This is a genomic window from Myxococcaceae bacterium JPH2, assembly GCA_016458225.1.
Taxonomy (GTDB): domain Bacteria; phylum Myxococcota; class Myxococcia; order Myxococcales; family Myxococcaceae; genus Citreicoccus.
In genome coordinates this window covers 13149-27657 of sequence record JAEMGR010000034.1, presented here as the reverse complement: position 1 = coordinate 27657, position 14509 = coordinate 13149, and the positions used below count along the sequence as shown (strand labels likewise).

General features: G+C 70.7%; 16 protein-coding genes and 1 pseudogene. 12 read left to right on the top strand and 5 right to left on the bottom strand.

Annotation, left to right across the window (positions count from 1 at the left end; genetic code table 11):
• From JGU66_31480 to JGU66_31450, 7 genes are all read left to right on the top strand, one after another.
• A complete protein-coding gene (locus JGU66_31480; GenBank protein MBJ6765309.1) occupies positions 1-885 on the top strand; it encodes an ABC transporter permease subunit in 885 nt (294 codons plus the stop codon).
• Entirely contained in the window at positions 882-1703 is an 822-nt protein-coding gene (locus JGU66_31475) for an ABC transporter permease subunit (GenBank protein ID MBJ6765308.1), read from the top strand. The genes JGU66_31480 and JGU66_31475 overlap by 4 nt, the downstream gene beginning before the upstream one ends.
• Before the next feature lie 91 nt (positions 1704-1794).
• Positions 1795-2253: a response regulator gene (locus tag JGU66_31470; protein ID MBJ6765307.1), complete on the top strand. Its 459-nt coding sequence runs from the start codon at positions 1795-1797 to the stop codon at positions 2251-2253.
• A 45-nt stretch (positions 2254-2298) separates the two neighbouring features.
• Positions 2299-2844 (top strand): YqgE/AlgH family protein, encoded by a 546-nt coding sequence (locus JGU66_31465; GenBank protein MBJ6765306.1) that lies wholly within the window; start codon positions 2299-2301, stop codon positions 2842-2844.
• Positions 2844-3101 carry a BolA/IbaG family iron-sulfur metabolism protein gene (locus JGU66_31460; protein MBJ6765305.1) on the top strand — a complete coding sequence of 86 codons (258 nt, stop codon included), beginning with the start codon at positions 2844-2846 and terminating at the stop codon, positions 3099-3101. Before JGU66_31465 ends, JGU66_31460 begins: the two co-directional genes overlap by 1 nt.
• Positions 3102-3119: 18 nt before the next feature.
• The gene (grxD, locus tag JGU66_31455) at positions 3120-3440 is read left to right on the top strand and encodes a Grx4 family monothiol glutaredoxin (protein ID MBJ6765304.1); all 321 of its coding nucleotides are present in this window, start codon (positions 3120-3122) and stop codon (positions 3438-3440) included.
• Positions 3441-3504: 64 nt separating this feature from the next.
• Positions 3505-4914: a DUF2914 domain-containing protein gene (locus JGU66_31450; protein MBJ6765303.1), complete on the top strand. Its 1410-nt coding sequence runs from the start codon at positions 3505-3507 to the stop codon at positions 4912-4914.
• A 13-nt stretch (positions 4915-4927) separates the two neighbouring features.
• Here JGU66_31450 and JGU66_31445 read toward each other — a convergent pair whose 3' ends face one another.
• Positions 4928-6484: an aminopeptidase P family protein gene (locus tag JGU66_31445; protein ID MBJ6765302.1), complete on the bottom strand. Its 1557-nt coding sequence runs from the start codon at positions 6482-6484 to the stop codon at positions 4928-4930.
• Between the two features lie 52 nt (positions 6485-6536).
• A complete protein-coding gene (locus tag JGU66_31440; GenBank protein MBJ6765301.1) occupies positions 6537-7283 on the bottom strand; it encodes a 16S rRNA (uracil(1498)-N(3))-methyltransferase in 747 nt (248 codons plus the stop codon).
• A gap of 155 nt (positions 7284-7438) precedes the next feature.
• Between JGU66_31440 and JGU66_31435 the strand changes: the two genes are divergently transcribed.
• Complete coding sequence (locus JGU66_31435) at positions 7439-8623, top strand: DTW domain-containing protein (protein ID MBJ6765300.1); 1185 nt, start codon at positions 7439-7441, stop codon at positions 8621-8623.
• Positions 8624-8638: 15 nt separating this feature from the next.
• Here JGU66_31435 and JGU66_31430 read toward each other — a convergent pair.
• A pseudogene (locus JGU66_31430) lies at positions 8639-9783 on the bottom strand (acyltransferase).
• 80 nt (positions 9784-9863) lie between these two features.
• Here JGU66_31430 and JGU66_31425 point away from each other — a divergent pair.
• The 4 genes from JGU66_31425 (at position 9864) to JGU66_31410 (ending at position 12774) form a co-directional block, all read left to right on the top strand.
• Complete coding sequence (locus tag JGU66_31425; GenBank protein ID MBJ6765299.1) at positions 9864-10442, top strand: hypothetical protein; 579 nt, start codon at positions 9864-9866, stop codon at positions 10440-10442.
• Between the two features lie 133 nt (positions 10443-10575).
• Positions 10576-11697, top strand: a complete 1122-nt coding sequence (locus JGU66_31420) for a cytochrome-c peroxidase (GenBank protein ID MBJ6765298.1) — start codon at positions 10576-10578, stop codon at positions 11695-11697.
• 39 nt (positions 11698-11736) lie between these two features.
• A complete protein-coding gene (locus tag JGU66_31415) occupies positions 11737-12132 on the top strand; it encodes a hypothetical protein (protein ID MBJ6765297.1) in 396 nt (131 codons plus the stop codon).
• A 114-nt stretch (positions 12133-12246) separates the two neighbouring features.
• A complete protein-coding gene (locus JGU66_31410) occupies positions 12247-12774 on the top strand; it encodes a hypothetical protein (protein ID MBJ6765296.1) in 528 nt (175 codons plus the stop codon).
• A gap of 65 nt (positions 12775-12839) precedes the next feature.
• Here the strand turns inward: JGU66_31410 and JGU66_31405 are convergent, their stop codons facing one another.
• Together JGU66_31405 and JGU66_31400 are read right to left on the bottom strand one after the other, a co-directional pair.
• Entirely contained in the window at positions 12840-13622 is a 783-nt protein-coding gene (locus tag JGU66_31405) for a DUF4476 domain-containing protein (protein ID MBJ6765295.1), read from the bottom strand.
• 142 nt (positions 13623-13764) lie between these two features.
• A complete protein-coding gene (locus JGU66_31400; protein ID MBJ6765294.1) occupies positions 13765-14367 on the bottom strand; it encodes a 2,3-bisphosphoglycerate-dependent phosphoglycerate mutase in 603 nt (200 codons plus the stop codon).
• Between the last annotated feature and the right edge of the window lie 142 nt (positions 14368-14509).

The window sequence follows — 14509 nt, the reverse complement described above, 5'->3', positions numbered from 1 at the left end:
ATGTCGCCGGTGCTCTCGCGATTGGTGCGGCAGCTCGTGCTGGTGCCGGTGGTGGCCTGCGCCTCGTATTTCCTCATGGCGGCGTTGCCGCTCACGCAGGAGAGCGACGCGAAGCGACAGGTGTCTCCCGAGCTGGCGGCGTCCTATCGGCGCGACCTGGGCTTGGGGGAGCCGTGGGGGTTCCTGCGTCCCTGGGAGAAGCTCTGGCGGGGTGAGCGGCTGGGCACGAGCGCGCAGGGCGTGACGGGCGATGAGCTGCTGCGCAAGCTGTCCGGCAGCGTGGGCGTGGGGCTGGTGGCACTGCCGCTCGCGCTGACGTGGGCCCTGGGCTTCGCGTTGCTGCGCACGCGGTGGCGTCGTGGGCGCTGGGCCGTGCTGGGAGATGCCGTGCCGGCGGTGGCGTTCGGCACGCCGGTGTTCATCCCCGCGCTCCTGTTGGCGCCCGCCGTGGTGGAGCGGGGGAATCTCTTGCCCGAGCTGAGCGCGGCGCTCGTCATCTCCGTATGGCCCGGCATCTTCCTGGGCTCGCTGGTAGGGGACTCGCTGGAGACGGAGCTGTCTCGCGACTATGTGCGCACTGCTCGCGCCAAGGGCCTGGGGCCGGGCGCCGTGCTTCGCCGCCACGTGCTGCCCAACGTGTGGCCCGCGCTGCTGGATGCCGTGACGCCCGTGGCCACCGCGCTGCTCGCGGGCTCGTTCGCGGCGGAGCGCGTGTTCGGCCTGCCTTACTTCGGTCAGCTCTATGTGCTGGCCGTCCTCAACAAGCAGGTGGCCGTCGTCGTGGTGGCCACCACCACGTTCGCGAGCGTCCTCGTCGTGGTGAGCCTGGTGGTGGAGTGGCTGCGGTGGTGGGTGGATCCGCGGAGCCGCGAGGTGCGCGCGTGAGTCGTGCTCCCTTGCGGGCCTGGGTGGGGCTGGCGTTGCTGCTGGGGCTCGGAGGACTGAGCCTCGCGGCGGGGCGGCTGTTCCCCGAGGCGCTGGCGGGCACGTGTCCGCTCGGCATGGATCTGCAGCGGCCGGACCGCACGGTGTGCGAGCTGGCGTTCGGCGGGCTGTGGGTGTCCCTGGCCGTGGGGCTGACGGCGGGCGCGCTGTCCACGCTGTTGGGGCTGGGCGTGGCGGCGGTGGCTCGGCTGGTTGGCGGCAAGCTGGAGCAGGCCGTGCTGCGGGGCGTGGACGCTGTCTTCGCGCTGCCGGATGTGCTGGTCGTCATGGTGCTCCAGCTCGCGGGCCAGTCGCTGGTGGACGCGGGGCAGGGGGCGGGGCTCGGCCCGTTTGGCCTCATGGTGACGTCGCTGGCGCTGGTGGGCTGGGCGGGGCCGGCGCGGATGTTCCGGGACCGCCTGCTGACGCTGGAGTCCCAGGAGTACGTGGCGGCGGCTCGGGCGCTGGGGGGCGGCCGGGCGCATGTGTTGCGCGTGCACCTGTGGCCGGCGCTGCGCCCCTTCGTGCTGGCGGTGTTCCTCAGCCGCCTGCCCACCGCCATCCTCACCGAGTCCACTGTCAGCTTCTTCGGCATCGCGCGCATGGAGCCCATGTCGCTCGGTCGCTACCTGGGCACGTCCTACGCGGCGCTCGTCTACGAGGGCGGGTCGCGGGTGGTGCTGCCGGCCTGGGGGCTGTTGGTGCTGCTGGTGCTCGGCGCCTCGCTGGCCTCCCAGGCGTTGACGCGAGGAAGCGGCCGGACGACCCACGGACGTTGAGGGCGAGCGGGTTCGGCGCGCGGGTTCGAAGGAATTCACTCGCGCGAGGGGTGGGTTCCTCTCTCACGAACCCCTTTCCACCGGTGCCTCCATGTCCCTTCCGACCGAAGACACGCTCTCCCTCACCGGCCAGGACGCGCGCGAGCGACTCCAGCGCGAGGACGAGCTCAAGCTGGAGCCCGTCCGCGGGGCGGTGCTCGTGGTGGAGGATGACCCGAGCCACCGGGAGATCCTCGTGGAGATGCTGGCGGGTTGGGGCTACGAGCCCCTGCCAGTGGGTAGCGCCGAGGAGGCCGAGTTCGCCGTGCGCAACAAGCGCATGGACGCGGCCGTCATCGACGTGTTCCTGCCGGGGCGCAGCGGCACCACGCTCATGTCCCGGCTGCGCGAGCGCTTCCCGCAAGCGGTGCTCATTGGCGTGAGCGCGATGAGCGACGCGACCATGGCGCGCAAGTGCAAGGGACTCGGCGCAGACCTCTTCATCGGCAAGCCGCTCAGCCCCGAGCAACTCGCGAAGGCGCTCCAGTCCCGCCACACGAGCTGGCACTGACGGGTTCCGGTTGCGTGGTCCGCGTGAACGCCCGATGCTCCGGGTGTGAAGAACCTTGCTCCCGGTTTCCTGCTGGCCATGCCCCAGCTCGGGGATCCGAACTTCCAGCGGTCGGTCATCCTGATGATTGAGCACGGTGCGACAGGCTCCATGGGGCTCGTCGTGAACCGCGGCGCCGCGCTGACGTTGGGCGAGCTGGCGCGCGGGCAGTCCATGGACATCTCCTCGGCGCGCATGCCCGAGGCGGTGTTCGTGGGAGGGCCCGTGGAGCCCCAGCGCGGCTTCGTCCTGCACGACGACGCGGAGCAGGTCGAGAAGCTTCCCGTGCTCCCAGGCCTTTACCTGAGCGTCACGCTGGACGCGCTGGGGCCGCTGTTGCAGAACCCCACGCCGCGCCTGCGCTTCTGCCTGGGGTATGCGGGCTGGGGCCCCAAGCAGTTGGAGGGCGAGATTGCCGCGGGCTCGTGGCTGTTCGCGGAGGCCACGGCGGATGCGGTGCTGGGGCAGGAGCCCGACAAGTTGTGGGACGCCACGCTGCGAGGCATGGGGGTGGACCCCGCCATGCTGGTGATGGGAAAGGGGATGAACTGATGTTGGATGCCGAAATGCTTCGCCAGACCCTGCTGGAGGCGCTGCCCGGTTCCGAGGTGGAGTTGCGAGACACCACCGGGACGGGAGACCACTTCGAGGCGCGCATCGTGAGCCCGGCGTTCGCGGGCCGGTCGATGATCGAGCAGCACCAGCTCGTGTACGCGCCGCTCCAGGCGTGGCTGAAGACCGGGGAGCTGCACGCGCTCGCCCTGAAGACCTATTCGCCCGAGCAGTGGAAGAAGCTCGGGCCTCGCTAGCCAGAAGGAGAACGACCCATGAACGACCAGCTCAAGGCCCGCTTCGACGCCGAGACGAAGGGCCACGCCATCGTCCTGTACATGAAGGGCAACGCCCTGTTCCCGCAGTGCGGTTTCTCCGCGCGCGCGCTGGAGCTGCTCCGGCCGTTCGGCGCGGTGCACACCGTGGACGTGCTCTCGGACCCCGAGGTGCGCAACGGCATCAAGGAGTACACGAACTGGCCCACGATTCCGCAGATCTTCATCAACGGGAAGTTCGTGGGGGGCTCGGACATCCTGATGGAGCTGGCCGAGCGCGGCGAGCTGGCCGACCTGGTGGCCGGCAAGTCGCCCGCCTGAGCCGGGTCGAGACCTCACCCCGGTCCTGCGCATAGAGTGGGCGGCGTTGCCCGAGGGGAATGCCGTGTTGAACGCGACGCCGCCCAAGCCACGACAGACGCAGCAGGACGAGACACCCGAGGCGCCGGCCCACCCGGCCGGAGCGCCCTCCGCCGAGTCGAACGCGGGCCACGCGCCGCCGAGCCCCGCCGTGGCGGTGGATCCCGACGACCTGGTGGCCACCGCGAAGACGCCCACGCTCATCGACCGCGTGCAGGCCTTCCGGTCCCGCTACGAGAAGGAGGAGATGGCCCTCTTCTTCTTCGCGGGCTTCCTCTACGACATCCTCACGCTCAGCCCCATCGACGACGGCTTCAGCCTGGCGCAGTCGTTCGTCTATCTGTGCGTCCTCGCGGGGCTGCTGCTGTTGGAGCAGCGCTTCCCCGAGGGCACCGAGCCGCCGAAGCTGCTCGCGCGCGTGTGGCGCTTCCGCGAGGACGGGCTGCACTTCTTCTTCGGCAGCCTGCTCAGCTCGTTCACGCTGTTCCTCTTCAAGAGCACCTCGGGCTTCACGCCGTTCTTCTTCCTGGTGGCGATGTTCGGGCTGCTGGTGGCCAACGAGCTGCCGCGCTTCCGACAACTGGGCCCCATCATCCGCGTGGTGCTCTTCAGCCTGTGCGTGACGCTGTACTTCGCCTACCTGGTGCCGGTGCTGCTCGGCCGCATGGGCTGGTGGGTCTTCACGCTCGCGGTGCTGCTGGGCTGCGGGAGCATCTACGGCCTCTTGCGCGTCATCCGCCGGTGGCGCCCGGACATGCACTTCCTGGTGCGCAATGTGGCGGTGCCGGGGTTCGGTACGCAGGTGGCGCTGCTCGGGTGCTACCTGCTGGGCCTCATTCCCCCCGTGCCGCTGGCGGTGCAGTACAGCGGGCTCTACCACGAGGTGAAGAAGGTGAGCCCGGGCGTCTACCAGCTCTCCTACGAGGAGCGGCCCTTCTGGCAGTTCTGGCACCATGGCAACCAGCACTTCCTCGCGCGGGCGGGTGAGCAGCCGCAGTACTTCTTCCGCATCTTCGCCCCCAGCAACTTCGCGGCGTACAAGGTGCGGGTGCGCTGGTTCTTCGACCATCCCGAGAAGGGCTGGACGTCGCTGGGCAGCGGGTGGCTCGCGAGCGTGAAGGCCAATGGCTCGGAGGGCGGCTATCGCTCGATGGCGCGTCCGGGCGCGCCGCTCAAGCCGGGTGACTGGCGCGTGGTGGTGGAGACGGAGGACGGGCACGAGATCAACCGCCTGTCCTTCACCGTCGAGGCCGATGCCCGCACGGAGCCGCGCGTCTACGCGCAGGAGATGTCCGTGCTCAACCGCATCGAGCCCATGTCGCTGGAGGCGTGGCAGAAGGCGTATCCGCAGGCCGTGAAGCCCGCGGACACCGTGCCCGCGCCCGTGCCTTCCGGTGACGCCCCGGTCCCCCAAGCCAGCGAGACCGGGCCGTAGGCGCGGCGGCGGCTCAGCGCTTCTTCGCCGCCTTCTTCACCGCCTGCTTCTTCGGGGGCTTCGCGCCCTTCCACACGGACTTCATCCACGCCTCCACGTCCTTCACCTCGCGCGGGATGCCGCCCGACAGGACCTTGCAGCCGCGCGCGGTGACGACGACGTCGTCCTCGATGCGCACGCCGATGCCGCGGTAGCGGGCGGGCACCGTGAGGTCATCGGCCTGGAAGTACAGGCCGGGCTCCACGGTGAGGACCATGCCGGCCTTCAGCTTGCCGTACTTGTAGGCCTCCAGCCGCGCCTGCGCGCAGTCATGCACGTCCAGGCCCAGCATGTGGCTGACGTTGTGCAGCGAGTAGCGCTTGTAGAACTGGTTCTCGTCCTTGAGCGCCTCGTCCGGCGGGGTGCGGAGGATGCCCAGGCGGTGGAGTCCCTCGGCCAGCACGCGCATGGCCACGCGGTTGGGCTCCATGAAGTCGTTGCCGGGCTTCACGGCCTCGATGGCCTGGAGCTGCGCGTCGAGCACCAGCTCGTAGATGTCGCGCTGCTCCTTGGAGAACTTCCCGTTGATGGGCAGCGTGCGGGTGATGTCCGCCGTGTAGAGCGTGTGGCCCTCCACGCCCGCGTCCAGGAGCAGCAGCTCGCCGGGCTTCAGGGGGCCGTCATTGCGCGTCCAGTGCAGCACGCACGCGTGCGAGCCGCTGGCGGCGATGGTGCCGTAGCCCACGTCGTTGCCCTCCACGCGGGCGCGGAGGTTGAAGATGCCCTCCACGTGGCGCTCCGTCTTCGCCACCTTCAGGTCGCGGATGACGTCCTCGAAGCCGCGCTGGGTGGCGTCGATGGAGATTTGGAGCTCGCGCAGCTCCTGCGCGTCCTTGAGCAGCCGCAGCTCGGAGAGGGCCTGGGCGAGCCCCTTGTCCTTGTCCGCCACCGCGGTGAGCGCGCCATCCACCTTGGGCGAGAAGCCGCGCAGCACGCGGGTGGGTGCGTCCTTCAGGCCGGTGAGGAAGGCGGGCAGCTCGTCGAGGCCGCGCGCGTGCTCGATGGCGAAGCGGGCCTGGCTCTCCTTGACGCCCAGGCGCGGCCCGACCCACAGCTCGCCCTTCACGCGGTCGGTGAAGAACGTGGAGTCGGAGCGGCCCGGGTTGGGCTCCACGAAGAGGATGTCCGTGTGGCCACCGCCGGCCTTGGCCTGGAGCACCAGCACGCAGTCGGGCTCGGTGTTGCCGGTGAGGTAGTAGAAGTCGCTGCCCGGCCGGAAGCGGTAGTACGTGTCGTTGGCGCGGACCTTCTCGTGTCCAGTGGGGATGACGAGCGTCTCGCCGGGGAAGAGCTTGGACAGCGCCTGACGGCGGGCGCGGAAGGCCTCGGCGTGCTTGAGCTTGGGGGGGAGCTTTCGCGCCTGCGGCTTCCAGTGCTTCATCATGAAGTCGAGCAGCGCGGGCGGAGGCACCGTGTCGTGGCTGGCGGGCTTCGCCTGCGGCTCGGACGTGATGGGCTGGGGGGCGGAGGTGGCCGGCTTCTGCGGCTCGGCCTCGGACGTGGCGGCGGCTTGGGACGGGTGAGTGGCCATGGCGCGCCACTCTTCATCAGGCGCCCGCGCGCCTTCAAGTCCGCTCGCGCCGTCACGTCCTCGGGATGTCTTCTCGCAGAAGCGCCACTTGTCCGAGCAGTACGGGCACGGCGGTCTCCACGCGGAGGATGCGCGGCCCCAGCGAGAAGGGGTGGAACCCGTGGGATTCCAACAGTTGCGCCTCGAACGGCACCCAGCCGCCGTCCGGACCGATGGCGAGCACCACGCGCTCGGCGGTGTCCGCGCCCAGGGCTCGCAAGGGCTGCTGCGCCGGAGGGTGGGGAAGCAGGCGCAGGGCCTTGGGGCCGAAGACGGTGTCCAGCTCGTCCTCGACGAAGGGGCGGAAGCGCTCGCGCACGAGCACCTCGGGGAGCCGCGTGTCACGGGCCTGCTCCAGCCCTTGGAGGAGCAGCTCCCGGACGAAGTCTCCGTCCAGCACCTTCGAGTCGAAGTAGCTCTTCTCCACGCGGGCCGCGTTGACGAGCACCACCCGGTCCACGCCGAGCGAGGCCACCGCGGGCAGCACCTTCTTGAGGGCCTTGGGGCGGGGGATGGCGAGCAGCAGGTCCACGCCCGCGCGGGGCGGGGGCGGCTCGGTGAGGGACACGCGCAGGTGGAGGGTGCCGGGGCTGTTCTCCAGCACCTCGCCCGTGCCGGTGAGGCCGCCCAGGTGGCCCACGCGGAGCACTTCACCGGGCTCGGCGCGGAGCACCTCGCGGGCATGCTGGGCGCGGCGGCCCGTGAGCCGGGCGGTGCCGTCCGGCAGGAAGTCCTCGTCGAGCAGCAGGAGCAGGTTCACGCTGGGGGGCGTGTCTAGCCCGTCCGGGGCCTCACGGGGGAGGGACATCGACCGGAGGACGGGCGGGGGAGCGGGGGCGTCGTTTCCTCGCCTCCTGGGGGCGCGGACGGTCGCTCGGGCTTGCCCCTCCCGGCGGCGTGCCATAAAGCCGCAGCGTGCGTTCCCTCTGTCTGCGTTGCTTCCGCCCCGAGAGCGCGTGCTACTGCGCGCACCTGCCCCAGTTGGAGACGCGCACCCGCGTGGTGTTCCTGCAGCATCCGCGAGAGCGGCGGGTGGCCATCGGCACCGCGCGCATGGCGCACCTGTCGCTGCCCAACTCGGAGCTGTACCAGGGCGTGGACTTCACCGGACACGCGCGCTTGGAGGAGCTGGCCGCGCGGCGTGAGCGCGTGGCGGTGCTCTTCCCGGGCGAGAACGCCATCACCGTGGACGAGGCCCGCGCCGCCGACTTGGAGACCGTCATCGTCGTGGACGGCACCTGGCCCCAGGCGAAGAAGGTTGTGATGCGCAACCCGCTGCTGGCGGGACTGCCGCGCATCGGCTTCGTGCCGCGCCGCCCGAGCAACTACCGCATCCGCGCCGAGCCGGCCGACCACTGCGTCTCCACCATCGAGGCGGTGGTGGAGCTGCTGGGGCAGCTGGAGGGAGACCCGGAGCGCTTCGACCGCATGCTGAAGGCGTTCGAGTTCATGGTGGACACGCAGCTCGACCGGCAGTCGAGCCGCACGTCTCCCAACCGACGCCGCATCTACCGCGGCGCGTGGCGCCCGCCCGCGGAGCTGCGCTCGCTCGCGGACGATGCGGAGCGGCTGGTCCTCTTCTACGCGGAGGCCAACGCGCACCCGGCCGAGGCGAACATCCCGCCCGAGCTGGTGCACCTGGTGGCTCGGCGCCTGTCCACGGGCGAGTCCTTCGAGGCCATCATCGCGCCCGAGCAGCCCCTGGCGTACAGCACGCCGCTGCACGTGGAGCTGTCCGAGGACGTGCTCCGCGCGGGCGAATCGCGGGCCCAGGCGCTCGCCCGGTTCGAGGCCTTCCTCCGCCCGGATGACGCGCTGACGGTGTGGACCACGTTCGCGCTGGACCTGCTCTGGAGCAGTGGGCTGTCGCGCAAGGCATCGCGCAACGTCCGGCTCGCCACGGCGCGCGCGCTCAAGGGGAAGGCGGGGGGCGTGGAGCAGGCGGTGGAGATGCTCGGCTCGCCCGACGTGGCTCCCTGGGCGCGAGGCCGGGCTGGCCGCCGCATCCGCGCCCTGGAGTCCGTGGTGCGCGAGCTGGTGGACCGGGGCAACGCGACGTCGCCGCCCGCGAAGCTGCCGCGTACGGGCACGGACGGCTGAGGGCCGCCGCGCGCCTCAGATGCGCTGGCTGGCGCGCCCCGAACTCAGGTTGGCACCCAGCGTGGTGGAGCCGGAACGCCAGGGCAGCGCCTGTCGGCGTCCCCAGCTCAGGAACCGCGCGAGCAGATAGCAGACGAGCAGCAGCGCGGTCCCCACGCCGAGCGCCGCGGGGACCCCGAGCGTGGGCCCCACTCGGCCCGAGAGCCCGGCGATGCCGGCCCAGCCGTACACCACCGGCAAGTGCAGCACGTAGATCCACAGCGACAGCCGGCCGAGGGGCGCGAGCAGCGCGCTCAAGCGCTGGGGCACCAGATTCACGCCGCCGAGCACCAGCAAGCCCTGGCCGACGCGGAACTGCACCATGGTCGCGCTGGTGGCCGTCCACTCGCCGGGCGAGAAGCGCGTGAGCCACACCAGCGCGCCGCCCAAGGCGAGCAGCGCCAGCCCCTGCGGCCACCCCGGCCGCAGCAGCCCGAGGACATGCGCGGTGACGGCGCCCGCGAAGAAGAAGCCCGCCCAGGGGAAGAAGGGGAAGCGGCTGCCCTCTCCGTTGCCGATGAACTGTTGCACGGGCGCGGGCAGGTGCTCGCCCAGGCCCCACATCGTCGTGCTCACCAGGGGGATGCCCACCGCGAGCGCCAACAGGACGCCCAGGCGCGCCCAGCGGTTGGGCGTCAGCACCAGCAGCACGGCGCCCAGGAGCAGGGACGTGCCGATGCACTGGAGGGCATCGAACATGAACACCTGCGTGAGCATGGCCGGGGTCCAGCCCATGTCTCGCACCACGCCCCAACCGGGCCAGTGCAGGAAGTAGCCGAGGAACAAGAGCAGCAGGGCGCGGCGGAAGCGGCGGCCGAAGGACTCGCGGGCGGCTCCGGGCTTGGTGCCCAGCGCCATCACCACGGCCCAGCCGCTCACCACGAGGAAGAGCGGGGCGGTGATGCCGCGCAGCTCCCAATAGCGCTGCACCCAGGGCGTGTCGCGAACCGCGGGGGAGAGCAGGGCGTCCAGCGCGTGCCCCATCACCATGGCGAGCACGGCCAGTCCCCTCGCGCCGTCGAGCGCGGGGTGGCGCGTCTGCCGGAAGGTGAACGAGGCGTCCAGTCGATTCACGTTGGCGGAGCATAGGCCCGTCCGCGGGCCGCGTCTCGAAAACGCACGAGGCGTGTTCATCCAGCGGGATGAGACCTCGTGGGTTTCACCCTCAGTCGAGGGTTCCAGTCTGGCGGCGAGGTGCTACATGCCTGGAATCATGCGCCCGTCCTGCTTGCTCGTGCTGGCCCTGATGCTCGCGTCCCCGGCGTTCGCGGCCTCGGGAGATGAATGGTTCGGCTCGGACAAGCCCAGGCACTTCGGCGCGTGTCTGGCATTCACCGGCGCGGGCTACGGCGCTGGAGCCCTGCTCTTCGACGAGCCGTCCGCGCGCTGGCTCACCGGCGCGGGCGCGGGGCTGGGCGCGGGCGTGGGGAAGGAGCTGTATGACCTGGCGCGCGGCAAGACGTTCTCGCTGAAGGACCTCGCGTGGGACACCGCGGGGACCGCCACGGGACTGCTGGCCTCGTTCCTCGTGGACCAGTTCGTCATCGCGCTGAGCCACCCCTCCGAACCTGCGCGTGCACCCGCGACAGTGTCGGCGCGCGCCGGGCGGGCGTGGGGGCCGCTCGCGGTGCTGGATGCCCAGCTCGCCTCGCTGCCTCGGGCGCAAGGGAGCGCGAGCGCGGAGGGGCCTGCCGACTTCGCGTCTTCGCGCGCGGTGCCCTCTGTTCGAGCGGCGGGTGGGCTCGCGACATGGCGTGACGTGCCGCTGCGCAGCCCCTAAGCGGGCTTGGGCGCGTGGGCCACTGATGGCTGCGGGAAGCAGGCGTCACGTGGCGCAAGGGAAGCGGGACACGGTGCGCCTCGGGCTGCTGTTACCCTGGCTGTCCACACCCAGCCATGCGGAGGGATGTTCCATGCGGTCGCGACGCCCGGTGCTGTCTTTGCTCACGCTGTCCGCGGTGGGAGTGGGGTCGCTGGTGGGGTGTGAGCGCTCGGGAGTCCCCGCGAAGCCGGCCGTCGCTGAAGTCAGGCCCGAGGTGAAGCCCGAGGCGCCCAAGCCCGCGGCGCGTCCTCCGCTGGCGCCCGCCAAGCTGGTGGCGGCGTTCCAACCTCCCAAGGGCGGCTATCCCGCCCTCCAAGACACCGAGGCGCAGGTGTCGCTGGGGCGGATGCTCTTCTTCGAGCCGCGCCTGTCGAAGAACCAGGACGTGTCTTGCAACACCTGCCACGGGCTCGACACGTACGGCGTGGACAACAAGGCGCTGTCCGACGGGCATCGGGGGCAGAAGGGCACGCGCAACTCGCCCACCGTCTACAACGCTGGGCACCACGTCGCGCAGTTCTGGGATGGCCGCGCCGACACGCTGGAGGCGCAGGCGAAGGGGCCCATCCTCAACCCCGTGGAGATGGCCATGCCGGACGCGCAGCGCGTCGTGGCCACGCTGTCCTCCATCCCCGAGTACACCACGCGCTTCCGCGCCGCGTTCCCGGGTGAGTCGAAGCCCGTGACGCTCGACAACACCGCGCGAGCCATCGCCGCGTTCGAGCGCCAGCTCACCACGGCCTCCCGCTTCGATCGCTTCCTGATGGGCGAGCACGGTGCCCTGTCCGAGCAGGAGCGACGCGGCCTGGAGACCTTCGTGTCCGCGGGCTGCACCACGTGTCACAACGGCCCGGCCGTGGGCGGGACGTCGTTCCAGAAGCTCGGGCTGGTGGAGGCGTTCCCCGACCTCAAGGACCCGGGGCGCTTCGAGGTGACGCACGAAGAGGACGACCTGGGCAAGTTCCGGGTGCCGGGGCTGCGCAACGTCGAGAAGACGGGGCCCTATCTCCACGACGGCCGCGTGACGGACCTGCCCACCATGGTGCGGCTGATGGGCCGGCACCAGCTGGGCCGCGTCCTGACGGACCCCGAGGTGGATGACCTGGTGGCGTTCCTGAAGAGCCTCACGGGCGAGCTGCCCCCGGCGGAGGTCATCTCGGCGCCCGCGTTGCCAGCCAGCACGAAGAAGACTCCGAAGCCGGACCCCTCGTAGTCGCTGCGTCTCGCCTCACGGATTGCTAAACCGCGCCCCATGACCTTCTTCTTCCATCTGCATTCCGGCCTGCGCTACCTGGTGCTGCTCGCGGGTGTCCTCGCCGTCGCGTACTTCGCTTTCGGCCTGGCGACGCAGCGTCCCTTCGACAAGGTGGGGCGCATCCTGGGCGCGTCCTACGCGGGACTGCTGCACACGCAGGTGTTGGTGGGCATCTGCGTGCTCATCACGCGCGTCTACTATCCGGCGCTCATCGGCCACATCGTGATGATGGTGCTGGCGGCCGTCGTCGCGCAGGTGTGCATGTCGATGAACCGCCGCCGCACGCCGCCGGGCTATGCGCTGCCGATGGCCGGGGTCATCGTGTCCCTGCTGTTCATCGTCGGGGGCATCATGGCCATCGGGCGCGGCGTGTTCATGTCCACCGCCTTCTGAGGCGCGCTCCAGCGTGCGAGCGCCTTGCTGCTCGGCCCGCACGACCTGGAGGGGTGAATGTCGCGTGCACACGTTCCAGGAGAGGCCCTAACGTGGGCGGGGAGCGGGTGCACGATGGGACGCGGAATCCCAGAAGGATGGCGCCAGGGCGTGGTGCTCATCGCGCTCGCCCTGTCTCCCGCGGTGCAGGCGCTTCCCTCCCTGGGACAGCACCTGCCGGAGTTCCCCACCCGGGACTTGCGGAGCCAGCCGCATGACAGCCGCGAGCTGGACGGGCGGCCCACCCTGGTCGTCATCATCACCGACAAGGACGCGGGGCCGGCGATGCGCGCCTGGTTCGACACCGCCCAGGCGCATGTCCCCGCCGCGGTGCATCGCGCTTCGTTCATCAGCGTGCGAGCGCCCTTCTTCGTGAGCGATGGCTCGGCGCGCGGAAAGGCGAGGAAGCAGGTGCCTCCGCGGTTCTGGACCGACACCTGGATGGACAAGAACGGAGACATGGCGCGGCGGTTGGATCTCCCCGTCAGCCGCACGCCCTATGTGCTCGCGCTCGATGCCGAGGGACGCGTGACGGCCAGCCTCCATGCTCCCGTGAGCGCGCCCGAGTCTCGTGCCATCTGGACCGCGCTGCAGGGGCGCTGAAAACACGACGGGCGCCGCGGAGCTGACTCCGCGACGCCCGGGAGGACCGCCCGAGGGCGAGTCCGTCAGTTGTTGAGGATCTCCTGCAGGCGCTTCTTGTCCGGGGAGAACGTGAACGCGTTGTAGAGCTGGTAGCTGTTCTGCATGTCCAGCAGGCCCGGCTTCATCGCGCGGACCACCTCGAGCTTGTCCTGCGAGAAGCTGAACTGGTTGAGGACCTGCAGCACCTGGGCGACCACGAAGTGCTCACGGGACGTGGCGCTGGTGAGGATGCGCATCTTGTCCTCCGCGAAGGCCTCGCGCGACATGGCCGAGGTCAGTCGCTGGAAGGCCCCGTCCGGCATGGGCTGCACGACCGGGGGCGACGGCGGGGTCGGGCGGGGCGGGCCGTTCGAGCCGAGCGGCGGCGCGTCAGAGATCATCTCCTGGAGCTCTTCCAGCTCATCCTGGGCGCGGCGCAGGGCCTTGCGCGCCGACTGGCCGTCGCGGCGGTCCATCGCGTCGTCGAGCAGCTCCTCCAGGCGCGCCAGCTTGCGGCCCACGGCGTCGCGGTCCACCACCACGAGCCCGCGGCCCCGGTAGCGCTCGGTCTCACCCTCGCGGTAGTCCGGCGAGTCCGGCATGGGGCGACCCGGGGGCGGCGGGCGACGCATCAGCTCCGCGTCCGGGCCGAAGCCCTGGGGCTGCGCGGCGGTGGCGGCGGGAGCGGCGGCCTTCGCGGCGGCGGTGGCCGGAGCCGCGGGCGCGGTGGCCTTCGCGGCGGGGGTGCCCGTGGCGACAGTCGGGGCCTGCTGCGCGAGGGCTGCGGCGGAGGTGAGCATCACAACTGCGAGGGTGAGGGCCTTCATGGCGGCGTCCTTGGTTTCGTGTACTCGCTGCGTCAGACGGGCAGGCGGCCTGCTCATTCAATCACCGTGGAGGGCAGGCCCCTTCTCGGTGGAGGCCCGCGAAGGGCCGGCCGGGCGCGAGGCCCGTCATGCTTCTTGGAAACTAAGGGACGCGCTTGGCGAGGACCGTCGCTTCGACGGACAGCTCGTAGACGACGGGCTTGCCCGTGGCCAGCTCCAGCCCCACGACCTGCTCTCCCGTCAGTCCATCCAGCTTCATGATGAGCGCGCGATTGGAGTTGCCGTGCGCCACCACGAGCACGTTCTTGCCCAGGCGCAGGTCGCCCGCGATGGCCCGCTCGTAGAAGGGCAGCACGCGCTTCGCGGTCATCTCCAGGGACTCGCCGTTGGGCGGCGGCACGTCATAGGAGCGGCGCCACAGCTTGATTTGCTGCTCGCCGAAGTGCCGTGCCGCGTCCGCCTTGTTCAGGCCCTGGAGGTCGCCGTAGTTGCGCTCGTTGAGGGCCGCATCGCGAATGATGGGGGGCAGCTGGCCCAGCCGCTCCAGCAGCAGCGTGAGGGACTCCTGAGCGCGGCTGAGCGCGGAGGTGTACGCGACGTCGAAGGTGATGCCCTGGAGCGCCTGAGCGGCCTGCTGTGCCTCCCTGCGGCCCTGGTCAGTGAGCGGGACGTCCACGGAGCCCGTGAAGCGGTTCTCGAGGTTCCACAGGGATTGGCCATGGCGGACCAGGGCGAGCGTCGGCATGGGCTCCTGCTAGCTCAACCGGGGTGACGGCGTCCACGGGGGGGGCGGATGTCGTGCTGGCAGGCAGAGCGGGGCAAGCGATTGACGGAATGTCTCTCACTGGGGCTGGATGCCTTCGCAAGGGTGCGGAATCCGTAGGCCG